This is a genomic window from Brevibacterium sanguinis (assembly GCF_003315415.1).
Classification (GTDB): domain Bacteria; phylum Actinomycetota; class Actinomycetes; order Actinomycetales; family Brevibacteriaceae; genus Brevibacterium; species Brevibacterium celere_A.
The window spans coordinates 24,339-48,472 of the sequence record NZ_QNSB01000011.1 but is presented as its reverse complement, the minus strand read 5'-3'; the positions used below and the strand labels follow the sequence as shown (position 1 = coordinate 48,472).

21 protein-coding genes are annotated in these 24,134 nt (G+C 69.3%); 17 read left to right on the top strand and 4 right to left on the bottom strand.

Annotated features, from left to right (window positions below; all coding sequences use genetic code 11):
- The first annotated feature begins 10 nt into the window (after positions 1 to 10).
- On the top strand, positions 11 to 850 hold the full coding sequence (locus tag DFO65_RS14135) for an enoyl-CoA hydratase/isomerase family protein (protein WP_113905084.1): 840 nt from the start codon (positions 11 to 13) through the stop codon (positions 848 to 850).
- Positions 851 to 908: 58 nt separating this feature from the next.
- On the opposite strand, the gene DFO65_RS14130 is transcribed toward DFO65_RS14135, so the two are convergent.
- Positions 909 to 2,342, bottom strand: a complete 1,434-nt coding sequence (locus tag DFO65_RS14130) for a purine-cytosine permease family protein (RefSeq protein ID WP_113905083.1) — start codon at positions 2,340 to 2,342, stop codon at positions 909 to 911.
- A 108-nt stretch (positions 2,343 to 2,450) separates the two neighbouring features.
- Between DFO65_RS14130 and DFO65_RS14125 the strand changes: the two genes are divergently transcribed.
- From DFO65_RS14125 to proC, 7 genes are all read left to right on the top strand, one after another.
- Complete coding sequence (locus DFO65_RS14125; protein WP_113905147.1) at positions 2,451 to 3,119, top strand: TetR family transcriptional regulator; 669 nt, start codon at positions 2,451 to 2,453, stop codon at positions 3,117 to 3,119.
- A gap of 63 nt (positions 3,120 to 3,182) precedes the next feature.
- Positions 3,183 to 4,370 (top strand): serine hydrolase domain-containing protein, encoded by a 1,188-nt coding sequence (locus tag DFO65_RS14120; protein WP_113905082.1) that lies wholly within the window; start codon positions 3,183 to 3,185, stop codon positions 4,368 to 4,370.
- Between the two features lie 19 nt (positions 4,371 to 4,389).
- A complete protein-coding gene (locus DFO65_RS14115; protein ID WP_113905081.1) occupies positions 4,390 to 5,364 on the top strand; it encodes a Ppx/GppA phosphatase family protein in 975 nt (324 codons plus the stop codon).
- Positions 5,361 to 7,103, top strand: a complete 1,743-nt coding sequence (locus DFO65_RS14110; protein WP_245940795.1) for a glycerol-3-phosphate dehydrogenase/oxidase — start codon at positions 5,361 to 5,363, stop codon at positions 7,101 to 7,103. Before DFO65_RS14115 ends, DFO65_RS14110 begins: the two co-directional genes overlap by 4 nt.
- Entirely contained in the window at positions 7,094 to 8,632 is a 1,539-nt protein-coding gene (glpK, locus tag DFO65_RS14105; protein WP_113905080.1) for a glycerol kinase GlpK, read from the top strand. Before DFO65_RS14110 ends, glpK begins: the two co-directional genes overlap by 10 nt.
- Positions 8,633 to 8,745: 113 nt before the next feature.
- A complete protein-coding gene (locus DFO65_RS14100) occupies positions 8,746 to 9,741 on the top strand; it encodes a sugar phosphate isomerase/epimerase family protein (protein ID WP_245940794.1) in 996 nt (331 codons plus the stop codon).
- A gap of 1 nt (position 9,742) precedes the next feature.
- Positions 9,743 to 10,579, top strand: coding sequence for a pyrroline-5-carboxylate reductase (gene proC, locus DFO65_RS14095; RefSeq protein ID WP_113905078.1), 837 nt, complete (start codon positions 9,743 to 9,745; stop codon positions 10,577 to 10,579).
- Positions 10,580 to 10,620: 41 nt separating this feature from the next.
- Here proC and DFO65_RS14090 read toward each other — a convergent pair whose 3' ends face one another.
- Positions 10,621 to 11,490: a LuxR C-terminal-related transcriptional regulator gene (locus DFO65_RS14090; protein WP_245940793.1), complete on the bottom strand. Its 870-nt coding sequence runs from the start codon at positions 11,488 to 11,490 to the stop codon at positions 10,621 to 10,623.
- Between the two features lie 123 nt (positions 11,491 to 11,613).
- On the opposite strand from DFO65_RS14090, the gene DFO65_RS14085 reads away from it, so the two are divergent.
- The 3 genes from DFO65_RS14085 (at position 11,614) to DFO65_RS14075 (ending at position 14,983) form a co-directional block, all read left to right on the top strand.
- Positions 11,614 to 11,955 (top strand): DUF485 domain-containing protein, encoded by a 342-nt coding sequence (locus tag DFO65_RS14085; protein WP_113905145.1) that lies wholly within the window; start codon positions 11,614 to 11,616, stop codon positions 11,953 to 11,955.
- A complete protein-coding gene (locus DFO65_RS14080; RefSeq protein WP_113905076.1) occupies positions 11,952 to 13,580 on the top strand; it encodes a solute symporter family protein in 1,629 nt (542 codons plus the stop codon). The genes DFO65_RS14085 and DFO65_RS14080 overlap by 4 nt, the downstream gene beginning before the upstream one ends.
- 353 nt (positions 13,581 to 13,933) lie before the next feature.
- Positions 13,934 to 14,983: a hypothetical protein gene (locus DFO65_RS14075; RefSeq protein WP_113905075.1), complete on the top strand. Its 1,050-nt coding sequence runs from the start codon at positions 13,934 to 13,936 to the stop codon at positions 14,981 to 14,983.
- 257 nt (positions 14,984 to 15,240) lie between these two features.
- Here the strand turns inward: DFO65_RS14075 and DFO65_RS14070 are convergent, their stop codons facing one another.
- Both DFO65_RS14070 and DFO65_RS14065 read right to left on the bottom strand, forming a co-directional pair.
- A complete protein-coding gene (locus DFO65_RS14070; RefSeq protein WP_113905074.1) occupies positions 15,241 to 15,903 on the bottom strand; it encodes a potassium channel family protein in 663 nt (220 codons plus the stop codon).
- Positions 15,896 to 17,314: a TrkH family potassium uptake protein gene (locus DFO65_RS14065; RefSeq protein WP_113905073.1), complete on the bottom strand. Its 1,419-nt coding sequence runs from the start codon at positions 17,312 to 17,314 to the stop codon at positions 15,896 to 15,898. The genes DFO65_RS14070 and DFO65_RS14065 overlap by 8 nt, the downstream gene beginning before the upstream one ends.
- Positions 17,315 to 17,445: 131 nt before the next feature.
- On the opposite strand from DFO65_RS14065, the gene DFO65_RS14060 reads away from it, so the two are divergent.
- The 6 genes from DFO65_RS14060 to DFO65_RS14035 all read left to right on the top strand — a co-directional run bounded on the left by DFO65_RS14060 (position 17,446) and on the right by DFO65_RS14035 (position 24,133).
- On the top strand, positions 17,446 to 18,642 hold the full coding sequence (locus DFO65_RS14060; RefSeq protein ID WP_245940792.1) for an acetoin utilization protein AcuC: 1,197 nt from the start codon (positions 17,446 to 17,448) through the stop codon (positions 18,640 to 18,642).
- A gap of 260 nt (positions 18,643 to 18,902) precedes the next feature.
- The gene (locus DFO65_RS14055; protein ID WP_005504750.1) at positions 18,903 to 19,001 is read left to right on the top strand and encodes a 30S ribosomal protein bS22; all 99 of its coding nucleotides are present in this window, start codon (positions 18,903 to 18,905) and stop codon (positions 18,999 to 19,001) included.
- 75 nt (positions 19,002 to 19,076) lie between these two features.
- The gene (locus DFO65_RS14050) at positions 19,077 to 19,322 is read left to right on the top strand and encodes a glutaredoxin family protein (protein ID WP_113905072.1); all 246 of its coding nucleotides are present in this window, start codon (positions 19,077 to 19,079) and stop codon (positions 19,320 to 19,322) included.
- A 43-nt stretch (positions 19,323 to 19,365) separates the two neighbouring features.
- Positions 19,366 to 20,058 (top strand): redox-sensing transcriptional repressor Rex, encoded by a 693-nt coding sequence (locus tag DFO65_RS14045; RefSeq protein ID WP_113905071.1) that lies wholly within the window; start codon positions 19,366 to 19,368, stop codon positions 20,056 to 20,058.
- Positions 20,055 to 22,529 (top strand): glutamyl-tRNA reductase, encoded by a 2,475-nt coding sequence (gene hemA / locus DFO65_RS14040; protein WP_113905070.1) that lies wholly within the window; start codon positions 20,055 to 20,057, stop codon positions 22,527 to 22,529. The genes DFO65_RS14045 and hemA overlap by 4 nt, the downstream gene beginning before the upstream one ends.
- Entirely contained in the window at positions 22,529 to 24,133 is a 1,605-nt protein-coding gene (locus tag DFO65_RS14035; RefSeq protein ID WP_113905143.1) for a bifunctional uroporphyrinogen-III C-methyltransferase/uroporphyrinogen-III synthase, read from the top strand. The genes hemA and DFO65_RS14035 overlap by 1 nt, the downstream gene beginning before the upstream one ends.
- Position 24,134 lies beyond the last annotated feature (1 nt).

Below are 24,134 nucleotides of genomic sequence, written 5' to 3'. Positions count from 1 at the left end.
TTCAAGGACCATGACCGCTGACGGTTCCCACCGTCGGATCGACCACGAGGGTTTCGAGCTCACCGTCACCGGTGGGGTCGGAACCCTCGTCATCGATCGGCCCGAGAAGCGCAACGCCCTGTCCCGGGCGATGTGGAGGGCGCTGCCCGAGATCATCGCCGAGGTCGACGCCGACGACGCGATCGGGGCCCTGATCATCACCGGCGCGCACGGGCACTTCTCCGCCGGGTCGGACATCGCCGACCTCGACGTGCCGCTCGCCGAATTCTGGGAGCTCAACTCCACCGCCGAGGCGGCCGTGGCGAACGCCCGGACCACGACGATCGCCGCGATCGAGGGCAGCTGCGTGGGCGGCGGCACCGAGATCGCCGTCGCCTGCGACCTCCGTGTCGCCGCTCCCGGCTCGGTCTTCGGGGTCACCGCCGCGAAGCTCGGCCTCGTCTACCCGCCCGGGCCGACGCGGCGGCTGGCCGCCGTCATCGGGGAGTCGTGGGCGAGATACCTGCTGGTCACCGCCTCGATCGTGCCGTTCGAGCAGATGGACCGACTCGGATTCTTCCACGCGGTCTCCGAGACCCCGCTGGAGGCGGCGCGGGAGCTGGGGGAGCGGATCACAGGGCTCTCCCGACTCAGCCAGCTCGGGACCCGGGCCGTGCTCGCGGGCGAGCTGAGGGAGACCGGCCTCGTCGAGGCGGTGGACGCGAACCGTTCCGCGGCCGGGCAGGCTCCAGCCTTCACCCCGCCGGAGTGGCTCGACGCCGCCTACCGCGAGGAGATCGCGCGCGGCCAGGAGGCGTTCTTCGCCAAGCGCCGCCCCGAGTTCCGATTCGCCGCGACCGACTGGCCGTGACGACGGCCCCGGTCCTGCAGAGGGAACCGGGGCCGTGGCGATGTGCTGACGACGGTGCTCAGACCGCTGCGAGACTCGCCTGCCGGTGGACCTGCCGATGGGCGAAGAGGACGTAGAGTCCGCTGCTCACCAGCAGGCACACGGGAACGGAGAGGTCGAGGTATCCCATCGCCACCGCGAACGGCCCGCTGAATACGTCGGTGGTCATGAACAGCGATCCTGCGCAGGCGCCGAGGACCACCGAGGACAGTCCGGACAGCGACCATCCGCCGTGGTACCAGAAGGGCCCTTCCGGAGATTCCTGGAAGAGGGCGACGCCGTCGTAGCGGTTGCGACGCAAGAGGATGTCAGTGACGTAGATCGCGATCGTCGGGGCGGAGATGAGGATGAGCAGCTGGAGCATGATGTTGACGGCGTCGAGGAGGCTCGTCGACATCACGAGGTAGATCGTGAACAGGGTGCCGAGGACGCCGATGACCACGGCGGAGGGGATGCGGCGGATCGGGATGCCGATCGACTGGAAGGCCATGCTCGCCGTGTAGGTCGTCATCCCGTTGAGCGCGATCGTGTTGAGGATGACGCCGATGACGAAAATCGGACCGAGCCAGACGGGAAGCATGTCGAGCAGAGCGTACTCGATGCCGAGGTCGATCGACTCAGCGGGGACCGCCGTGGCCAGCAGCGCACCGACCATGGTGAAGAAGAAGCAGGGGATGGCACCGCCGAACGCGGTGGCGGCGGCGATCCGCACGGGCGAGGTGTCGCGGGGCAGATAGCGGGCCAGATCGGCGCTGTTGGAGTAGGACAGTGGAGTGGACGCCATGATCGCGAACCCGATCGTCAGCGACGACCACAGGGCGATCCCCTGCAACGGTTCCGGCTGAGTGAACGACCAGTCGATCTGGGGAAGGACGAAGCCGGTGACGGCGAGGAAGATCACGAGGAGGAGCAGGGTCACCGCGGTGTAGGCGCGCAGGATCAGACCGTGCCCGAACACCGCGACGAGCACCGTGATGAGCGACACGACTACGGTGACGAGGACGAGGGCGAGCGTCTTGTCCCCCCAGCCCCAGCGGGTGAGCAGCTCGGCGCCCATGAACGAAGAGGCGACCCAGTTGAGCGCGAGGAACACGCCCGAGATGAACCAGCCGTAGAAGGCGATGACGACCTTGTTGCCCCGGATGCCGTAGATCGCGCGTTGGACGACGGAGCCCGAAGTGCCGGCCGCGGGTCCGCTCGCCGCGACGATGCCGGGGAAGATCCAGAGCAGGTTCGAGGCGAGGATGACCAGCGCCGACTGCCAGATCTCGAGGCCGAGCAGCGTCAGCGTGGCGCCGATCGTGAAATTGAGGACGCTGACGTTCGGAGCTGCCCAGACCGCGAAGAGATCACGGGCGTGCCCATGCCGCTCGGCATCGGTGACGAGCTCGATTCCCCTTCGCTCGGCGTGAGTCGGTGAATCGAGGAGCTCAGGGTCGGTTGAGGTGGTCATGGGATGTCCTCTCCAGGGGCCGTTTGCGTCATTGCCAGGCGCGCGGATTGCAATTGGTCGACCGACCAATGTCATGTTGGTCACCAATACAATAGGGTGGAGGGCATGATGTCAAATCCTGAGTTCACGCGCGCGAGGAAGTCACCGGCGGCGAGGCGCGCCGAGATCGTCGACGCCGCCGCGGCCATCGCCGTCGAGTCCGGTCTGGAGACGGTCACCCTCCGGTCCGTCGCGTCCTCCGTCGGGGTCCGGCCCGGGTTGATCAGCCACTACTTCCGAGCCGCCGAGGACCTTGTGGCCACGGCATTTCGCGTCGCGGTCCAGGGACTGCGCCGGTTCGAGCCGACCGCGTCGACATGTGCGGTGGACCAGCTGCGCGCGATCATCGCCGACCAGTGCGCCGACACCCGGCTTTCCGCCCTGTGGCTCAGCGCCCGTCACCTCAGTCGGCGCAGCGCCGCGATCGCCATGGCACTCGAGGAGATGGAGGAGGCCGATCGGCAGGAGCTCATCGACCTCATCGAGCGGGGCAAGGCGACCGGGGAGCTCTCCGACGTCGACCCCGTCGGGGCCTCCGTGCGGATCCTCATGGCACTCGACGCGCGCGGAGCCTACGCCAACAACGCCCTCCCCTTCGACCATGACGCCTACGCCCACTTCGTCTCCGATGTCGCCGAATGGGCGCTCGACCTGCCTCCCGGAACCCTGCGGTCGCCCGAACCGACCCGGTCCGCAGCATCGCTGAGCGATTTCCAACTTTGGTCTCAGGGCCAATAGAGTGGCCCCGAGCTGTCGGATCGGAGCCGGCGGCACGATCCAATCCGCGCGAAGGAGCATCGGATGAGCACCTCTGCTGTCACGGTCGAGAACTGGCTCGACCCCGCCCACCTGCCCTGGTCGTTCACCCACATGGGCGAGCTCTTCCCCACCGACCGGCTGGGCCGTGGCACCGGACCCGTCGCAGGGTTCGACCGGGAGATCCTCGACCTCGGATCGCTGACGGTCGACATCGGGGGCGGTGACTCGACAGTCTCCGAGATCTTGGCCGCGGCGAACACCGACGCGTGGGCCGTCGTCCACCGGGGGACTGTCGTCGCCGAGGAGTATGGCCCGCACATGAGCGCGGACACCCCGCATCTGCTCATGTCGGTGAGCAAATCCGTCCTGTCCCTCGTCCTCGCGACCCTCATCGAGGATGGGACCATCGGCCTCGAGGACACGATCGGCGAGCTCATCCCCGCACTGGCCTCGAGCGGATACGGCGATGCGCGCGTCACCGACGTCTTCGACATGCGCACCGGGATCCGGTTCTCCGAGGAGTACCTCGACCCGGAATCGGAGGTGCGCAGACTCGACGAGGCCGTCGGCTGGGCGCCGCTGCAGCCCGGACACCCGTCCACCCTCGCCGAGTTCCTGCCCACCCTCGACAAGGAGACGGAGCATGGCGGCCCCTTCGTCTACCGCAGCGCCGATACCGATGTCCTCGGGTGGCTCATCGAGTCGGCGACCGGGCGCAGGTATGCCGAAGTCGCGACCGAGAGGCTGTGGTCGGTCCTCGGCGCCGAGCACGACGCCTTCCTGACCGTCGACCCGGCCGGACTCGGCATGTTCGACGGCGGCACCAGTTCGACCCTGCTCGATCTCGCCCGTTTCGGCCATGTGCTCCTGCGGCAGGGGAGGTCGCTGTCAGGATCGCGGATCGTCTCGCCCGAATGGGTCGAGGACCTGTTCACCGGAGGACCCGACTCCGAGGCGGCCTTCGCCGCAGGCCCCTACGGTTCGGAGTTCCCCGGAGGCAAGTATCGACGCCAGTTCTGGTCGGCGAACGCCGACCGAGACCTCATCTGCGGAGTCGGCATCCACGGTCAGCTGCTCTACATCGACCGGGCGCGCGACGTCGTGGCGGTCCGTTTCGCCTCCCAGGCACTGCCGGTCGACCACGACTCGGACACGCTTGTCCACGCAGCTTTCGCCACGATCGCCGAGTCCGTCAGCGGGCTCCGCCGCGAATCCTCGCCGCAGGAGTGATCGCGGCTACACTGAGCCCATGCGCCTAGCTGTCCTCGATATCGGATCCAACAGCGTCCACCTCCTCGTCGTCGACGCCCATGTCGGAGCCCCTCCGCTGCCCGCGACGTCACACAAGGAGATCCTCCGGCTGGCCGAGTACCTCGACGAGGACGGGTCGATCGACGAATACGGTCAGGAGCGTCTCCACAGCTTCATCGCCGAGGCCGTCGAGATCGCCGAGGACCAGGGGTCGGAGCAGATCCTCGCATTCGCCACCTCGGCGATCAGGGACGCCCCCAACGGACTTGAGCTCATCGAGGCGATCAACCGGCAGCTCGGGGTCACGCTCAACGTCATGTCGGGCAGGGACGAGGCGCGGGTGACGTTCCTCGCCGCCCGCCGCTGGTTCGGCTGGTCGGCGGGCAAGATCCTCCTGCTCGACATCGGCGGCGGCTCCCTCGAGATCGCCGCCGGGCAGGACGAGTACCCGCAGGCCGCCGTGTCCGTGCCGCTCGGCGCCGGACGCACCTACGCCGACTTCCTCCCCGACCCGCTGCCGAGCGCCGATGACATCCAGCTCCTGCGCAAGCACGCCCGCTCCCAGATCGGACGGATCGCCGGGGACATCAACCGGGTCGGCCGGCCCGACCAGGTCGTCGGCTCCTCGAAGACGTTCCGCTCCCTGGCCCGCATCGCGGGGGCCGCGCCCAGCGGCGACGGGATCTACGCCCCCCGCAAGCTCTTCCGCCGCGACCTCGCCGGGATCATCGACACGCTGGCCTCTCGCACCCCGGAGGAGCGGGCGCTGCTGCCCGGGGTCTCCGAGGCGCGGGCCGGGCAGGTGCTCGCCGGGGCCATCGTCGCCGAGGCGGCCTTCACGATCTTCGACATCGCCGTCATGAACATCTCGCCCTGGGCGCTGCGCGAGGGCATCATCATGCGCAAGCTCGACCTGCTCGATTCGGCGGAGACCACCTCGGCGATGCGCATCGAGCGGGTCATGAGCCCGTGAGGAACGGCGAGCTCTCCCCGGACTCCCGCACCGCGGCGCTGGCGGCCCTGGCCTCGACCACGGCGGCGGATCCGCTCGACGTGTTCGTCGTCGGCGGCGGGGTGACGGGGGCGGGCGCGGCCTTCGACGCCGCGACCCGGGGACTGCGCGTCGGCGTCGTCGACACCGCGGACTGGGCCTCGGGCACCTCCTCGCGCTCCTCGAAGCTCATGCACGGAGGACTGCGCTACCTCGAGATGCTCGACTTCAGGCTCGTCGCCGAGGCGCTGCGGGAGCGCGACCTGCTCCTCACCCACACCGCGCCCCACCTCGTCGAACCCGTCGCGTTCGTGTTCCCCTTCGAGAACCGGTTCATCGACCGCGCCTTCATCGGCTCCGGGGTCCTCCTCTACGACACGATGGCGACACGCCCCGGCCGCAAGCGCGCCCTTCCCCTCCACCGCCACCTCGGCCGGAGGGCCCTGGCCGCCCATGTCCCCGGTCTCGCCGAGGACGCCGCGGTCGGCGCGCTCGAGTACTACGACGCGAAGGTCGACGACGCCCGGTTCGTCATGACCCTCGTCCGCTCGGCCGCGACCTTCGGGGCCCATGCCGCCAACCACGTCCGCGTCATCGACTACCTCCACACGGGACAGCGGGTGAGCGGAGTCCGTGCCCGCGACATGCTCACCGGTGAGGAGTTCGACGTCCACGCCCGGCGCACGATCCTCGCCGGGGGAGTCTGGACCGAGGAGCAGCAGGACCTCGCCAGCGCCGAGGCGGGACTGACGGTGCTCGCCTCGAAGGGCGTCCACATCACCGTCGCCGAGGACCGGATCAGCGCGGCGCCGGGCACCGGGATCATCTCGAAGACGGAGAAGTCCGTCCTCTTCATCATCCCCTGGGACGGCTACTGGGTGATCGGCACGACCGACACCCCCTGGGAGCAGGACGTCGACGTGCCCGTGGCCACCGCGGACGACATCGACTACCTCCTCGACCACGCGAACGCCGTCCTCCGGGAGAAGCTCGGCCCCGAGGACGTCATCGGCGTCTACGCGGGGCTGCGGCCGCTGCTGCAGCCGGTGCTCAGGGAGGGCGTCGCCTCGACGAAGGTCTCCCGCGAGCACACGGTCATGGAGGTCGAGCCGGGACTCGCCGCGATCGCCGGCGGGAAGTTCACCACCTACCGGGTGATGGCCGAGGACGTCGTCGACTTCGTCCTCGGTGACGAGGCCGGAGAGCGCCGCACGCTCACGGAGTCGGTGCCCCTCCTCGGCGCGCAGGGGGTCGCCTCCCTGCGCCGGCGGCAGGAGGAGATCGCTGCCCGCTACGGCTTCGACGAGGCCAGGGTCGCCCGGCTGATCCGCCGCTACGGGACCCTCCTCGACTCGGTCCTCGACCTCATCGACGAGGACCCCGAGCTCGGACTCCCGCTGCCCGGGGCCGAGAGGTACCTGGGAGCCGAGGCCCGCTACGCGGCCGCCGCCGAGGGCGCCGTCCGCCTCGGCGACGTCCTCGAGCGGAGGATGCGGCTGGGCTACGAGGTCAGGGACCGGGGGACCGCCGCCGCCGAGGCGGTCGCCCGGATCGTCGCCCCCGTCCTCGGCTGGGACGAGGACGGTGTGGCCCGCGAGGTCGCCGCGTTCGAGGCGCACATGCGCGCCCAGCTGGCCGCCGAGGCGACACGGGACGACGGGACGGCCGCGGCGATCGTCGCCGGGGCGGCACGAGACCAGGGGAGGGAAGAATGGCAGTGATCCAGGAGAAGTACATCCTCGCCATCGACCAGGGGACGACCTCGTCGCGGGCGATCGTCTTCGACCATGATGGGCGGATCGTCTCACTCGGGCAGCTCGAGCACCGGCAGATCTTCCCCCGCGCCGGCTGGGTCGAGCACGACCCGGTCGAGATCATCGACAACACGAACGAGGCGATCGGTCAGGCGCTGACCCGGGCGAAGATCAACCGGCACCAGCTCGAGGGCGTGGGGATCACCAATCAGCGCGAGACGACCGTGGTGTGGAACCGCCGCACCGGTGAACCCGTGTACAACGCGATCGTCTGGCAGGACACCCGCACCCAGCGGATCTGCGAGGAGCTGGCCGGCGACGTGGGTCCCGAGAGGTACAAGGACCGGGTCGGCCTGCCGCTGGCGACCTACTTCGCCGGCCCCAAGGCCAAGTGGATCCTCGACAACGTCGACGGGGCCAGGACCGCCGCCGAGGCCGGCGACCTGCTGTTCGGGACCATGGACTCGTGGCTGATCTGGAACCTCACGGGAGGCACCGACGGCGGGCTGCACGTCACCGACGTCACCAACGCCTCGCGGACGATGCTCATGAACATCGACACCCTCGACTGGAACCCGGACATCGCCGCCGACATGGGCATCCCGATGACGATGCTGCCCGAGATCCGCTCGTGCTCGGAGGTCTACGGCTACGGGGCGAAGAACGGTCTGCTCATCGACACCCCCATCTGCGGGATCCTCGGCGACCAGCAGGCGGCGACCTTCGGACAGGCCTGCTTCGAGACGGGGCAGGCGAAGAACACCTACGGCACGGGCAACTTCATGCTCATCAACACCGGGACGACGCCGGTGGCCAGCGAGAACGGGCTGCTCACGACGGTGGCGTACAAGCTCGGGGACGCCGCGGCGGTCTACGCCCTCGAGGGGTCCGTCGCGGTCACCGGCTCCCTCGTCCAGTGGCTGCGCGACAACCTCGGGCTCATCTCCGAATCCGCCGAGGTCGAGGAGCTCGCCGCCCGGGTCGAGGACAATGGGGGCTGCTACATCGTGCCGGCGTTCTCGGGACTCTTCGCCCCGCATTGGGAATCCGACGCCCGCGGCGTCGTCGTCGGCCTGACCCGCTACGTCGACAAGTGCCACATCGCCCGGGCGGCGCTCGAATCGGTGGCCTTCCAGTCCAAGGAGGTCCTCGAGGCGATGAACCGCGACGCCGCGGTCGCACTCACGGAGCTCAAGGTCGACGGGGGAATGGTCGGCAACGAGGCGCTCATGCAGTTCCAGGCCGACCTCCTCGGCGTGCCCGTCATCCGCCCGCAGGTCGTCGAGACCACGGCCCTGGGCGCGGCATACGCCGCCGGGATCGCGGTGCGGTACTGGGACGGCGAGGACGACGTCAGGGCGAACTGGCAGGAGGGACGGCGGTGGCTGCCGCAGATGGAGCCCGAGCGGGTGGCTCGGATGTGCCGGCTGTGGGCGAAGGCCGTCGAGAAGTCCAAGCGCTGGGTCGACGAGGACGTCGAGGAGCTCCAGGGCTGACGGGCGCGCGCGCCGGGGCGGGCGACCGTCGGCGGGCGATCGTCGCCGGAGCCGGGCGACCGTCGGCGGGCGATCGTCGCCGGAGCCTGCGACTGGGGATTAAAATGGGCGACGTGAACGCGAAACGGTCGAAGTCGAAGCGCAAGGTGCTGACCGCCAAGAACTCAGCACGGTCGAATTCCCGCCGCCACCGCGAGTATTTCGCCAGCCGCTCGGTCTACGAGCACGACGTCCACCACGTCTCCGACCATCCGATCAGGATCGGCCTGTCCTCATCCTCGGTCTCCCCGATGACCGTCGAGGAGACCTTCACCCAGGCGGCGGCGCTGGGCTACGACGGGGTCGAGATCATGGTCACGCACAACGCCGAGACCCGCGACGTCGACCTCATCACCGGACTGGCAGCCGACACCGGACTCGACGTCATGTCCCTCCATGCGCCGACACTGCTCTTCCTGCCCCGGGTCCTCCACAAGGACCATTGGGAGAAGCTGCGGATCACCGCGAACCTCGCCAAGGACGTCGGGGCCACGACCGTCGTGCTCCATCCGCCGTTCCGCTGGCAGGGCGAGTACGCGAAGGGCTTCGTCGACGGGGTGCGCCAGGTGTCGGAGGAGACCGGGGTCGTCCTCGCCGTGGAGAACATGTACCCCTGGCGGGCGGGACTGCGCGAGATCCTCGTCTACTACCCCGACTGGAACCCGCTCGACGAGGACTACGACGCGATGACCTTCGACTTCTCCCACGCCTCGACGGCGGGGATGAATGCCGTCGACACGGTCAGGGAGATCTTCGACCGGCTCCGTCACGTCCACCTCACCGATGGCTCGGGATCGCTCAAGGACGAGCACCTGGTCCCCGGCACCGGGAACATGCCGGTCGCCGAGACCCTGCAGTACCTCGCCAAGCACAACTGGGCCGGTGATATCGTCGTCGAGGTCAATACCCGGTTCGTCGCCAAGAAGGCGACCCGGGAGCAGATGCTCGCGGACTCCCTGGCCTTCGCCAAGCGCCACCTGGGCCTCAACGGCCCACCCTCGGAGCACGGAAGCCACGTGAGCACGCGCAAGTCGAGCCCGGCATCCAGGCCGGATCCGAAAGGACACTGATTTGACCATCATCGCCTCCATCGGCACGGGAAACATGGGCAGGGCCCTCCTCAAGGGGATCCTCGACAGCGACGCCGGACTCGACGTCCGCGCGACGACGCACTCGACCGCCTCGGCGGAGGGCCTGCGCACGGAGCTCCCGAGCGCCGCGGTCACCTCGGTCGAGGAGGACCCGGAGGCGAATCGGAAGGCCGTCGCCGGAGCAGACTTCGTCTTCCTCGGCGTCAAGCCGTGGATGATGGCCGAGACCCTGCGCGGGCTCGCCGGGGCGCTGGAGCCCGAGACCGTGCTCGTGTCGATGGCCGCCGGAGTCGCCACCGTCGACCTGCAGACGCTGGCACCGGGCAGCCCGATCGTGCGGATCATGCCCAACACCCCGAGCGCGATCGGCCACGGAGTCATCGCGCTGGCTCCCGACGACGCCGTCTCCGCGGCCGGCGCCGAGACCCTCGAGCGCCTGCTCTCCGGCGCCGGGCTCGTCGTCCCGATGCCCGAATCCGACCTGCCCGCCATGACCGGGATCTCCGGATCCGGGGTCGCCTACTTCTTCCTCCTCGCCGAGGCGATGATCGCCGCCGGGGTGAAGCTGGGGCTGAGCGAGGAGACCGCCAGGGCCATGGTCGTCGCGACCGCCGACGGAGCCGGACGGCTGATGACCCACGACCCCGACCCGGCGGCCCTGAGGCAGTCCGTGAGCAGCAAGGGCGGGACCACCCTGGCGGCCCTCGACACCTTCATCGACTCGGGCCTCTTCACCATCGCCGAGGCGGCCGTCAGGGCCGCGGCCGACCGCTCCCTGGAGATGGAGGCGGAGAACGCCGCGACCGTCGCCGACTGAGCGTCGGCCGCGTCGGTTCTGCCTGCCCGGCCGCGTCGGTCTCAGGGCAGGGCGCCGGCGGCCCGCGCGTGTGACACGGCCTCGTGCCGGGTGCGCGCGCTGAGCTTGACCATCGCCGTGTTGAGATAGGACTTCACGGTCGACTCCCGCAGCCCGAGGGCCTCGGCGATGCGCCCATTGGGCCAGCCGAGTGCGACGTGGGAGAGGATGTCGACCTCACGCGGGGAGAGCCGCACCGATCGCCGGGCGGCCGGTTCCGCTCCGGTCCCCGCCGAGAGGATGTCGGCCAGCCGGCTCTCGACGGCGGCCAGCCGGTCCCGGGTCTGATCGTCGACGATGCCCGAGCGGATCGCCCGCAGCTCCGCGAACGTGTGACGCAGCGCCTCCCGGCTCGACGCGTCGAGGTCGGGGCTCACCGCCGAGGCGGGGCTCGCCTCGGCGATCGTGCTCGGAGGACCGAGCCGCCCGAGGTCCTCGGACAGCTGCCGGACCCGGCGCACGAGGTTGCCGGTGTGCGGGGCCGCGGCCTCGAAGCCGTTGCGGTGACCGCAGTAGACCATGCCGGTGACCTCGCCCCCGTAGAGGGTGGGCACCGCGAGGAGCACCTCGATGCCCTCACCGAGGATCTCCTCGTCGTAGTGATGGGTGATGAAGGGATCGACGCCGTAGTTCCTCGTCAACTGTGGTGTGCCCTCGGTCATCGCGCGACCGCCCAGGCCCTTGCCGCTGCCGACGAGGAGGCGGCCGAGGCGGTCCTCGCTGCCGCCGGCGACGGCGTCGACGGACACCGCGCCCTCGACGACCATGCCGCCGAAGACGACGTCCCCGGTGCCCGCGCGGTGGAGGGACTCGATCGCCTCGGCGAAGAGTCGATGGGATGCGGCCCTGCGCGCCTGATCCTCTTTGGTCATGACAGGCATGTGGACCAGATTACCAACTTTCGGAGGTACTGGGCGAGGCTACTTGACGGTTAGCTAGACTGCACGTGATGTGAATCACCCATGCTCAGCGCATCCGCGAATGGAGAAGCAATGATGTCCGACAACGCCCGCGCTCCCATCGACTTCCTCGCCGAGGAGGAGAAGCCCGAGTTCAAAGCGCTCAAACGCAAGCGGTTCTCGATCGTCGTCCCGCTGTCGATCGCGTTCCTCGCCTGGTACTTCCTGTACGTCATCCTCAGCACCTACGCCCATGACTTCATGTCGACGAAGGTCGTGGGACTCATCAACGTCGGTCTGATCCTCGGACTGCTGCAGTTCGTCACGACCTTCGCCATCACGATGTTCTACGTGTCGTTCGCCAACAACAGGCTCGATCCGCCCGCCGCCGAGATCCGCGAGCGCCTCGAGAACGAGACCAAGGGGGTCCAGTCATGACGACGACCGCAACGGGCTTCCTCGCCCAGGCGACGACCGAGGTCGAGAACAACCCGATCCTCAACATCTCGATCTTCGCGGCCTTCGTCGCGGTGACGATGTTCATCGTCCTGCGCGCGAGCCGGAACAACAAGACCGCCTCGGACTACTACGCCGGCGGCCGGTCGTTCACCGGCCCGCAGAACGGCTTCGCGATCGCCGGAGACTACCTCTCGGCCGCGTCGTTCCTCGGCATCTGCGGGGCGATCGCCGTCAACGGCTACGACGGATTCCTCTACTCGATCGGCTTCCTCGTCGCCTGGCTGGTCGCACTCCTGCTCGTCGCCGAGCTGATGCGCAACACCGGCAAGTTCACGATGGCCGATGTGCTCTCGTTCCGGCTCAGGCAGCGTCCTGTGCGCATGGCCGCGGCGATCTCGACCCTGGCGGTGTGCTTCTTCTACCTGCTCGCGCAGATGGCGGGTGCCGGTGGACTCGTCTCGCTGCTCATGGGCATCGACGGCAAGCTCGGGCAGTCCGTCGTCATCGCCGTCGTCGGCGCGCTGATGATCATCTACGTCCTCGTCGGCGGGATGAAGGGGACCACGTGGGTGCAGATCGTCAAGGCGATCCTGCTCATCCTCGGCGCCGCGGCGATGACGGTGTGGGTGCTCGCCCTCAACGGGTTCAACCTCTCGACGCTGCTCGGGGCGGCCGTCGAGAACGCGGCCGCGGGGGTGGGCGAAGGCGTTCTCAACCCGGGGCTGCAGTACGGCGAGAATCCGCTCGACTTCATCTCCCTGGCGCTGGCTCTGGTGCTCGGCACCGCCGGCCTGCCGCATGTGCTCATGCGCTTCTACACCGTGCCGACCGCGAAGGAGGCCCGGCGCTCCGTGGTCTGGGCGATCTGGCTCATCGGCGCGTTCTACCTCTTCACCCTCGTGCTCGGCTACGGGGCCGCGGCGCTCGTCGGCGCCGAGGCGATCAAGAACGCACCCGGGGGAGTGAACTCCGCGGCTCCGCTGCTGGCGCTCCACCTCGGCGGGCCGATCCTCATGGGCTTCATCTCCGCGGTCGCCTTCGCGACGATCCTTGCCGTCGTGGCGGGCCTGGCGATCACCGCGGCGGCGTCGTTCGCCCACGACATCTACGCGAACTACATCAAGAAGGGCAAGGTCGAGGACCCCAACGCCGAGGTGAAGATCGCCCGCCGGACCGTCATCGTCATCGGCGCCGTCGCCATCATCGGCGGCATCGGGGTGCAGGGTCAGAACATCGCGTTCCTCGTCGCACTCGCCTTCGCCGTCGCGGCGAGCGCGAACCTGCCGACGATCATCTACTCGCTGTTCTGGAAGAGGTTCACCACCCGCGGGGCCGTGTGGTCGATCTACGGCGGTCTGGGCATGGCGGTCCTGCTCATCGCGTTCTCGCCCGTCGTCTCCGGCAATCCCGACGCGATGATCCCCGGTGCCGACTTCGCGCTCTTCCCGCTGAAGAACCCCGGCATCATCTCGATCCCGCTCGGGTTCCTCCTCGGATGGCTCGGCTCGATCACCGACCGCACCGTCGAGAGCCCGGAGCTCGCCGCCGAGATGGACGTCCGCGCCCACACCGGCTTCGGCGCCGAGAAGGCCGTGGAGCACTAGGGGTGCCGAGCCGCGACGCCGCGGCGAGGGAGTGGCGGCGGCATCGTTCGGCCGTTCATGCGGCTGCCGCTACCTGAAAGTGCGTGCGTACGCCACAACTGGCGTGCGCACGCACTTCTGCGTCGCGGTTGTGGACGACGGGCCGTTCGTTCGCGGTCCGGCCGGTTCCCGCAGTGGCCCGGAACCGGTCAGCGACCGGGCCCGCACGGCGCTCCCGCGGATCCCACTCGTGGGTCGTCTGCTGTGCAAAGGAACTCCACTCGGGTGCAGTTCGACTGTGGATGCTCGGTCCGCCTCCACAGCCGCCCTCGGCGGGGTTGTGCGACGTATCGTGCTGCTCCGAGGGTGGGCAGATGTACAACATCGTTCGCACCGCGGAACTCAGTGCCTGCGGCATCGACAGCCGGGTGATCCGCTCGGCGTTGAGCTGCTGCCTCCTCCGGCTCTCCTACGGGGTGTTCACCATCGTCTCACGCTGCCAGGACTTCCGGCATTCGAGGATCGCAGCGCTGATCACCGACGACGAGTGGATCACACGCAGTATCGAGCACCGTGCCCGGGAGGGCGGAGGCGTCGACTTCGACTACCTCGGCACCGTCGAGAAGCTGCGCATCGCCTCGTACCCTCACTATCGGGATGGCGACGTCATCTGCGGGACCTCCGCCGCTGTCATCCACGAGCTCCCGATGCGCCGGCTCCCTCGTGGTCCGATCACCATCGCCCATCCATCGGCACGTCGGAAGAGCGAGGTGATCTCACGAACGACACGGGAGATTCCGCAGGAGGACATCGTGCACGTGGGAAAGATGGTTCTCACCTCGCCGGTGCGCACCTCGTTCGACCTCATCGCCATCCTCGGCGAGGCGGAGGCGTTCGCCGCACTGGAGCACACTCTGCGGCGGGCGGTGTTCGGTGCCGATCCCGAGATCGGTCGTTGCGGATACCCGCCCGATACCTCGGAGTGGGCCGCCGAGAAGCGTGAACGTCTGTTCCGTCCGTGCCTTGAGCGGCTGCCCACGAGGCGCCGACGCGCACTGCGGCTGCTCGAACACGCCGGTCCCTTGTCCGAGAGCTACGCGGAGAGCCGATGCTCCTATGACCTGCTGATGCTCGGTCTGCGCGAATTCGAACAGCAGGTCGAAATATACGACGGGCGACAGCGGTTGGCGAGGGTGGACTTCCTGCATCGCGGGTCGAAGACGATCCTGATGGTCGACGGTGCAGGCAAATACGTGCTCAACGGATTTCCGCTGATGAGGCGGGAGTCCGACCAGCACAACCGGCTGCTCGCGCTCGGATACAGGATTGTCCGGTTCAGTTTCGACGACGTCATCGATCTCGAAGCCTTCGCCACGAAGCTCTTCATGCAGGCGCCTCATCTGCGGCAGTGGCAGCGACCGTGACCGGTCGCGGCGATGCGGCGCCCCTGTCCAATGGGGCGCGCCCCGCCTGCTCAGGCCCCGCCCGCTCCGGCCCCGCGACGAGGAAGTGGTGAGGCGCGGCAGAAGTGGCGCACGCCTGCATTTCTGGGTCGCGGGCTCGCGTTCCGCTCCGGCCCCGCGACGAGGAAGTGGTGAGGCTCGGCAGAAGTGGCGCACGTCTGCACTTCTGGGTCGCGGGTTCGTGTTCCGCTCCGGCCCCGCCCGCGCCCGCGGCACCCCTACGGGCGGCCGGCGAAGCGGCCGAGCAGCTCGACGTGGCCGGCGACGATGAGCAGGTCCTGTTTGCCGACGCGGGTCGTCGGCTCGGCGTAGGTGAAGTCGCGGCCGGGGCTCTTGATGCCGACGATCGTCACGCCGTACTTGTCGCGGACCTTCGATTCGCCGAGGGTGAAGCCCTGGATCTCGCGCGGGGGCCGCATCTTCACGACCGCGAAGTGCCCCTCGTCGAACTCGATGTACTCCATCATCCGCGAGCTGACGAGGTGCGCGACACGCGTCCCCGCGTCCGACTCCGGGTAGAGGACGTGGTGGGCGCCGATGCGGTGGAGGATCTTGCCGTGGGAGGGGGAGATCGCCTTCGCCCACACCTGGGACACCCCGAGGTCGACGAGGTTCGCGGTGGTGAGCACGCTGTCCTCGATCGAGGTACCGATCCCGACCACGGCGGTGGAGAAGTCCCCGGCCCCGACCTGCCGCAGCGCCTCGATGTTCGTCGCATCGGCCTCGACGACGTGGGTGAGCTTGCCGCTCCACTCCTTGACGAGTTCGCCGCTGTGCTCGATCGCCATCACCTCGCGGCCCAGCCGGGTCAGGGTCGCCGCGGTCGCGGATCCGAACCGGCCGAGTCCGATGACGAGGATGGAGGAGTTTTCGCTAGCCAACGACGGGCCTCTCTTCGGGGTAGCGGTACAGGCGCAGGGAGTCCTGCATCGACAGGGCTGCCGCCAGTGTAATGGTTCCGAGCCGCCCGATGAGCATGATCACGGACAGGCAGTAGAGTCCCGATTCGGGCGCCGAGGCGGACACCCCGGAGCTCAGCCCGACCGTGCCGAACGCGGAGATCACCTCGAACAGCACCATGTCGAGCGACTCCTCGCTGATCTGGAGCATGATCAGGGTGCCGACGAAGACGATCGTGGCCCCGGTGAGGAGGATCGAGATCGAGAGCTTGATCGTCGACTCGGTCAGCCGCCGACCGAACACGTGCACGTCCTGCAGGCCCCGGGCCTCGGTGTAGGCGGCGAGGACGAGCACTGCCACGGTCGTGACCTTGATCCCGCCTGCCGTCGACGACGAGCCCCCGCCGATGAACATCATGAGGTCCATGAGCAGGTGGGAGGACTGGTTCATGTCCGCGATGTCCATCGTCGCGAACCCGCCTGAGCGGGGCATCACCGCCATGAACAGCACCTCGACGAAGGTGTGGCCGGCGTTCTTGTCACCGAGGGTGGCGGGGTTCGAGGATTCGAAGAGGGCGAGCAGCGCCAGGCCGACGACGAGCACCACGGTCGTCGTCGACAGGGTCAGCTTGGTGTGGAGGTCCCAGCGGCTCGGCCGGTTCCAGTACGTCGCGATCATGAGCACGACGGGGAAGCCGAGGGCTCCGACGAACACGCCGAGCATGAGCAGGCAGAGGATCCAGGGATCGTCGGCGAAGTACGCGGCGCCTCCCGGGTGGATCGTGAAGCCCGCGTTGTTGAACGCCGAGATCGCGTAGAAGACGGAGTACCACAGGGCGTCCCCGACGGCTTCGCCCCGGAAGAGGAACCGGGGGAAGAGCAGGACCGCGATGATCGCCTCGGCGGTGAGGATCGTGATGACGACCGTCTTGAGCAGGGTTCCGACCTGCCCGAGGTTGAGCGCCGAGGTGGCCTGCTGGGCGATGAGGCGCTGCCTGACGCCGAGGCGGCGGGAGACGGCCATGCCCAGCACCGAGGCGAGGGTGAGGATCCCGAGACCGCCGACCTGGATGCCCGCGGTGATCACGGAGATCCCGAAGTCCGACCAGTACTCCTCCGTGACGACCGGGGTCAGTCCCGTCACGCACACCGCGGAGACCGCGACGAAGACGGCGTTGGCGATGTGCTTCGAGGTGGTGACGGATTCGGGGTCGCGCATGCTCGCCGGCAGGATCAGCAGGATCGCGAAGAGCGCGACCACGGCCACGAACGACCCGATCGCCAGGCGGGCGGGGGAGGCCACGGCCAGGTCGTCGACGAAGTCACGCACCCAGCGGCCGGGGCGCAGGATCCGGTCCCAGGCCTGTTCGGATTTCTTGGACACATGGACCATGGTAGATCGGCGGTCGGCAGATGGCCGTGAGCCGCATCCCGATCCGGGCGCAGAGCGCATCCGCGGCCGGGTCCCGGGCCGAGAACGTGACCCGGCACACCGGACGTCGTTCGACGTATAGCATGGGGCGCATGGCGGAGAGCGAAGTGTATGTCGTCTGGGACGACGCGGTGACCGGCTACGACTTCGGTCCCGCCCACCCCATGCATCCCCTGCGACTCGAACTCAGCGCCCGACTCGCCATGGACTTCGGGCTATTCGACCTCGACCGGGTCCACGTCCACCCCGTCGGCGAGATCGACGAGGAGGCGCTCGCCCGCGTCCACGAGCCCGACTACATCGCTGCCGTGCGGCAGGCCGGCACGGCCGAGGGGCTGAGCCGTGAGGACGCCGAGAGGTACGGGATCGGCACCGAGGACGTGCCGGGCTTCGCGAACATGCACACCGCCTCGGCGATGCTCTTCCAGGGGTCCGTCGACGCCGCCCGCGCCATCATCGGCGGCGACTACGCGCATGCGGTGAACTTCAGCGGCGGGATGCACCATGCGATGCCCGGCAGTGCCAGCGGATTCTGCGTCTACAACGACATCGCCGGGGCGATCGACGAGTTCCTCGAGGCAGGCTGCGAGCGCATCGCCTACATCGACCTCGACGCCCACCACGGCGACGGGCCGGAGAAGATCTACTGGGACGATCCCCGGGTGCTGACGATCTCGATGCACGAATCGGGCAAGTACCTGTTCCCCGGTTCGGGGTTCCCCGCCGACATCGGCGGACTGCGGGCAGCCGCCTCGGCGGCGAACATCGCCCTGCCGCCGCGGATCGTCGACGCCGACTGGCTGCGGGCCTTCGACGCCACGATTCCCGCGCTCGTCCGGGAGTTCGCCCCCCAGGTCATCGTCTCCCAGCACGGCTGCGACGGTCATCGGATGGACCCGCTCACGCACATGCGCCTGAGCGTCGACGGCATGCGCATCGCGACGAGCTGGGTGAGGGACCTGGCCGCCGAGCACTGCGGGGGCAGATGGCTGGCCGTCGGGGGAGGCGGGTACGCGATCCTCGACGTCGTGCCCCGGGTGTGGACGAACCTCATCGCCATCGCCGCGGACGCCGACATTGACCCGGCCTCCCGAATCCCGGGCCGGTGGGCCCACTACGCGCAGACGACGACGGGGCGTGAGGCGCCGCTGTCGATGACCGACGGCTTCGACGGGTACTTCGCGGCCTGGTCGGGCGGCTTCGACCCGGAGTCCGAGCTCGACCGCGCGGTGATGGCGACGCGCAAGAACCTGTTCCCCTTCTACGGACTCGACCCCTACTTCGACTGACGGGCCCGGCCCGCGCATCGGCTCGACCCCTGCTGCGACGGGCGGACCCGGCCCGCGCATCGGCTCGACCCCTACTTCGACTGACGGGCCCGGCCCGCGCATCGGCTCGACCCCTGCTGCGACGGGCGGACCCGGCCCGCGCACAGTGGATTCGGACACAGTTTTGGGAAAGCAAGGGACCAGGCGATAGAATTGCACGGTTAGTTCAATGGGTGGGCATGCGATGTTCACCTCCACCGACAATTGCAAGGGGTACCCGCGTGGGCTCAGTTATCAAGAAGCGACGCAAGCGGATGTCGAAGAAGAAGCATCGCAAGCTGCTTCGCAAGACTCGTCACCAGCGTCGCAACAAGAAGTAAGACCGGCAACGGTCCTACCTCCCCGCTCGAATCTCATTTCGGCGGGGTTTGTTGTCACCTGAGGAGGAGTGCGCAGTGGTCGAGCTGACGTTCCTGACCCGCGCCGACTGCCATCTGTGCGAGGTCGCGAGGGCCCGGATCGCCGAGGCGGTCGCCGGGCGCCGGGTCACCGTGACCGAGATCGACATCGACTCCGACGAGGAGCTCGAGGCCCGGTACGGCTGGGACATCCCGGTGGTGCTGCTCGACGGTCGGCAGCACAGCTTCCACCGGGTCGAGCCCGGCAGGCTGGCGAGCGCCCTGGACGCGCTCGGCGCATGAGGCGCCGGGCACCCGAGACCGAATGAAGGAGTGACACATATCAGTGGGCGAGATTCTGTCCGCCAACGGTATTGACGGTGTCGTCCGCAAGGACGTGCCGGACAGCGTCATCTCGCGACTCCCGATCTATCTGGAATCCGTCGAGACCTTCACCACGGCGGGCCGGTCCATCGTCTCCTCGGAGGCGCTGGCGGCCCGCAGCGGTGTGTCTCCGTCGATCCTGCGCAAGGACCTCTCCCACCTCGGCGGCCCCGGTCGCCGAGGTGTCGGCTACTCCTGCGCGGACCTCGCCCTGACCCTGAGGTCCTTCCTCGGCCTCGACCGGTCGCGGACCGTGGCGATCATCGGCGCGGGGCGGCTGGGATCGGCTCTGGCCGACTACGCCGGGTTCCGTCGCCGCGGGCTCGAGCTCGTCGCGATCTTCGACGTCGACGAGGCCAAGATCGGCACGACGATCGGATCACTGCCGGTCTCGGACCTCGGCGAGCTCGAAGCCTGGCCGCAGGGCATCGACCTCGTCGTCATGGCCACCCCCGTCTCCGCCGCCCAGTCGGCCACCGCCCGCGCGGTGGACGCCGGGGTGCGGGGAATCCTGAACTTCGCACCCACCGTGCTCGACGTCCCGGACTCCGTCCGTGTGCATCAGGTCGATCTGGCCAGTGAGCTGCAAGCACTCGCGTACTATTCAGCGCTCGATTCGGTTGAGCTCGATCCAGTTGAGGAGCACAGGAATTGACTCTCTTGGTTCTGGGGATTTCCCACCATTCGGCCCCGATCGACATGCTGGATGCGCTCGCATTCGGCGCCGATGAGGTCTCCGACCTGCGCAGCAGCGCATTGGCCGGCAGCAACGTCGAGGGCCTCGCCGTGCTCTCGACGTGCAACCGACTCGAGCTCATCGCCGACGTCACGACCTTCCACGGCGGCCTGGCCGATCTCGGCAACGCCCTCGTCGAGGCCATCGACCGGCAGTGGCAGGACATCGCCGGCCACTTCTACGCCCACTACGACGTCCAGGCGCTCGAGCACCTGCTCAAGGTCGCCTGCGGCCTCGACTCCATGGCGCTCGGGGAGGCCCAGATCCTCGGCCAGCTCCGCTCGACCTTCACCGACTCGATGGCCGCCGAGGCGCTGACCTCCGAGCTCTCCCACGCCCTCCAGCAGTCCCTGCGGGTGGGCAAGAGGGCCCACTCGGAGACCGGTCTCGACGACGTCGCCCGGTCCCTGTTCAGCGCCGCCCTCGAGGCCGCCGAATCCCACGTCGGGTCCCTGCGGGCCGCGAACGCCCTCGTCATCGGCGCGGGCGCGATGTCCGGTCTCGTCGTCTCCGGCCTCCACCGGGAGGGCGTCAACCACATCACCGTGCTCAACCGCACGCTCGAGAAGGCGGAGCGCCTCGTCGCCGAGGTGGGCGGCCGGGCCCGGGAGCTGACCCCGCGGTCGCTCGCCGAGGAGATCGCCGCCGCCGACGTCATCGTCTCCTGCACCGGCGCCCGCGGCGTCGTCGTCACCCGCGACGACATCGTCGCGGGCCTCTCCCAGGACCCCAAGGGGTGCGCGGACAAGGCCTTCGTCGACCTCGCCCTCCCGCACGACATCGACCCCACCGTCCGCGAGTTCGAGCACGTCGTCCTCCTCGGCCTCGGGGAGATCCGCACCCTGCTCACCACCACCCACCAGGCGCGGGACGCCGCCGTCGTCGACGCGGTCTCGGCCGTGCGCGCGATCATCGAGGAGGAGCTGAGCCGGCTGCGGACCGGCGCGAAGGAACGCGCCGTCGCCCCGATGGTCACCGCGCTGCGCACCCACGCCAAGGACGTGCTGGCCTCGGAGACCGGGCGGCTGGAGAAGAAGATCGGCGAGCAGGTCGACGACCGCGTGTTCGCCGAGATCCGCAAGTCCCTGCACCGGGTCGCGGAGAAGCTCATCCACACCCCGACCGTCAAAGTCAAGGAACTGGCGGTGTCCGAGACCGACGTCGACTATGCTCAGGCACTGATGCAGCTCTTCGACCTGCCGACGAACAAGGCCGCCCACTCGATCGCCAAACCGGAGACGAAGGTCGCCAGGGCGTCGAGCCCGGAGCACATCGAGGCCGACGGACTCCACCCCGTCGCCGATCACACCCTCGACGTCGTCGAGCCCGAGCACTGGTCGGGCCGCACGGTCCGCCTCGGCACCCGACGCTCCCAGCTGGCCCGGTCCCAGTCCACCGCGATCGCCCATCAGCTCGCCGCCCTGACCGGGTGGCGCGTCGAGATCGTCGAGGTCGTCACCGAGGGCGACGTCAACATGTCGCCCCTGGCCGGCTTCGGCGGCACCGGCGTCTTCGTCTCCGCCGTGCGCCAGGCCCTCCACCAGGGCACGATCGACATCGCCGTGCACTCCCTCAAGGACCTGCCCACGACCCCCGAGGCGGGCATCCAGCTCGCCGCCGTCCCACCCCGGGTCGATCCCGCCGACGTGCTCATCGGCCGCGACGGTCTGGGCCTGTTCGACCTGCCCGCCGGCAGCGTCGTGGGAACCGGTTCGCCCAGGCGCGCCGTCCAGCTGCGCGCCGCCCGCCCCGACATCGAGGTCCGCGGGGTCCGCGGCAACGTCGACACCCGCATCGCCCATGTGCGTGAGGGCCGCCTCGACGCGGTCGTGCTCGCCGCCGCGGGCGTGCGCCGGATCGGCCGGCTGGCCGAGGCGACCGACTCCCTCGACTTCGCCACGATGCTGCCCGCCCCCGGGCAGGGGGCGCTGGCCGTCGAGACCCGGTCCGCGGCCAGCCCCTACGCCCAGAGCGAGACGGTGCTCGACTCCGACGTCGAGATCCGGGCCGCCCTGCACCGGCTCCACGACGAGGCCACCGACCTCGCCGTGACCTGCGAGAGGGCGATCCTCTCCCGCGCCGAGGCCGGCTGCTCGGCCCCGATCGGCGCGCTCGCGACGATCGAGGGCAGCGACCTCGTCGTCGACGCGATGATGGCCGACGAGGACGGGAACCTCGCACGGACCCGGCAGTCCATCGCCCTCCCGGTCGTGCCCGGGGTCGACCTGAGCACGAGCGCGGACCATCGGCTGCCGATCGCCGGGAAGGAGCTCGCCCGGGTCGCCGATGAGCTCGGCACCCGCGCCGCCGAGGACCTGCTCACCCGGCTCGGCATCGACCCGGCCGCGACCGCGGGGCACCTGACCCCCGTGAAGGCGCAGGGCCAATGATGTCCGCGCCTGCCGGACAGGTCCAGCCGCGGCGGCTGCTGCCCGCCTCGCCCCGTGTCGTGTTCATCGGCAGCGGACCGGGGGAGGCCGGGCTGATGACGATGCGCGGAGCCGATCTGCTGTCGGCCGCCGAGATCGTCGTCTGCGACTCCGACGTCCACGACGAGATCGTCACCGCCTACGTCAATCAGGCCGCCGAGGTGGTCGAGGCGACGAGCCTCGGCGCCTCCGCCTCGACGCGGGGACGCCGGCTCGTCGAGCTCGCCCGCCCCGACCGCACCGTCGTGCGGCTGAGCTCCGACGACGGTCTGATGTTCACGACGACCACCGCCGAGGCGGCCGTGTGCCGCAAGGCCGACGTCGACGTCGAGATCGTCCCCGGGGTGGGGCTGTCGGCGGCGACCGCCGCGTACACGGGCACCGCGCTGACGACGAACCGGGTGCGCTCCGTGCGCTTCATCGAGGCCGGACCGCAGTCCCACGTCGACGTCTCGCGCCACCGCAACACCACGCATGTGCTCACGGGCGCCGGCGGACAGATCGCCCAGGCGATCCGGGCGCTCCTCGACGACGGCTGGGACGAGGACACGAAGGTGCTGCTCGCGTGGGGGATCTCCACGACCGAGCAGACGACGATCGACACGAGCCTGGGGCAGGCGCTGTCCCCGGCGCTCACCGACGCCACGGGAAATCGGATGGTGATGATCATGGGACAGGGCGTCGAGACCAGGCAGGACCTGTCCTGGTTCGAGACGAAGCCGCTCTTCGGCTGGCAGGTCCTCATCCCACGGACCAAGGAGCAGGGCACCTCGACCGCCGAGGCGCTGGGGGAGCTGGGAGCGGTCGGGACCGTGGTCCCGACGATCGCCGTCCAGCCCCCGCGCACCCCGACCCAGATGGAGAAGGCCGTGCGCGGGCTCGTCGACGGCGACTACGAATGGGTCGGCTTCACCTCGGTGAACGCGGTCCGCGCGGTGCGGATGTGGTTCGAGGACTTCGGCCTCGACTCGAGGTCCCTGTCGGGCGTGAAGATCGCGGCCGTCGGCGGGGCCACCGCCGCCTCCCTCTCCGACTGGGGCATCACCCCGGACCTCGTCCCCACCGGTGAGCATTCGGCGCGCGGGCTCGCCGCCGAATGGCCCGAGTACGTCGCCGACATCGACCCGATGAACCGGGTCCTGCTGCCCCGCGCCGACATCGCCACCGAGGTGCTCGTCGCGGGACTGCTCGAGAAGGGCTGGGACGTCGACGACGTCACCGCCTACCGGACCGTGCGCGCCTCCCCGCCGCCGGCCCCGATCCGCGAGGCGATCAAGGCCGGCGACTTCGACGCGTTCCTCTTCACCTCGTCGTCGACGGTGCGCAACCTCGTCGGGATCGCGGGCAAGCCCGCCCCCACCTCGGTGATCTGCTGCATCGGACCGGCGACGGCGAACACCGCGGCCGAACACGGGCTGCGGGTCGACGTGCTGGCCGAGGAGGCCAACCTCACCTCCCTCATCGACGGTCTCGTCGAATTCGCCCAGCAGTCCCGCGCGGACGACCTCGCCGCCGGGATCACCCCCGTGCGCCCGAGTCAGAAGCGGCGCAGAAAGAAGGCCTGAC

What these genes read in the sequence shown, in the direction of transcription:
- DFO65_RS14135 (WP_113905084.1), top strand. Translation starts at nt 11, where the DNA reads ATGACCGCTGACGGTTCCCACCGTCGGATCGACCACGAGGGTTTCGAG.
- DFO65_RS14130 (WP_113905083.1), bottom strand. Translation starts at nt 2,342, where the DNA reads ATGACCACCTCAACCGACCCTGAGCTCCTCGATTCACCGACTCACGCC.
- DFO65_RS14125 (WP_113905147.1), top strand. Translation starts at nt 2,451, where the DNA reads ATGTCAAATCCTGAGTTCACGCGCGCGAGGAAGTCACCGGCGGCGAGG.
- DFO65_RS14120 (WP_113905082.1), top strand. Translation starts at nt 3,183, where the DNA reads ATGAGCACCTCTGCTGTCACGGTCGAGAACTGGCTCGACCCCGCCCAC.
- DFO65_RS14115 (WP_113905081.1), top strand. Translation starts at nt 4,390, where the DNA reads ATGCGCCTAGCTGTCCTCGATATCGGATCCAACAGCGTCCACCTCCTC.
- glpK (WP_113905080.1), top strand. Translation starts at nt 7,094, where the DNA reads ATGGCAGTGATCCAGGAGAAGTACATCCTCGCCATCGACCAGGGGACG.
- DFO65_RS14090 (WP_245940793.1), bottom strand. Translation starts at nt 11,490, where the DNA reads ATGACCAAAGAGGATCAGGCGCGCAGGGCCGCATCCCATCGACTCTTC.
- DFO65_RS14085 (WP_113905145.1), top strand. Translation starts at nt 11,614, where the DNA reads ATGTCCGACAACGCCCGCGCTCCCATCGACTTCCTCGCCGAGGAGGAG.
- DFO65_RS14080 (WP_113905076.1), top strand. Translation starts at nt 11,952, where the DNA reads ATGACGACGACCGCAACGGGCTTCCTCGCCCAGGCGACGACCGAGGTC.
- DFO65_RS14075 (WP_113905075.1), top strand. Translation starts at nt 13,934, where the DNA reads ATGTACAACATCGTTCGCACCGCGGAACTCAGTGCCTGCGGCATCGAC.
- DFO65_RS14065 (WP_113905073.1), bottom strand. Translation starts at nt 17,314, where the DNA reads ATGGTCCATGTGTCCAAGAAATCCGAACAGGCCTGGGACCGGATCCTG.
- DFO65_RS14060 (WP_245940792.1), top strand. Translation starts at nt 17,446, where the DNA reads ATGGCGGAGAGCGAAGTGTATGTCGTCTGGGACGACGCGGTGACCGGC.
- DFO65_RS14035 (WP_113905143.1), top strand. Translation starts at nt 22,529, where the DNA reads ATGTCCGCGCCTGCCGGACAGGTCCAGCCGCGGCGGCTGCTGCCCGCC.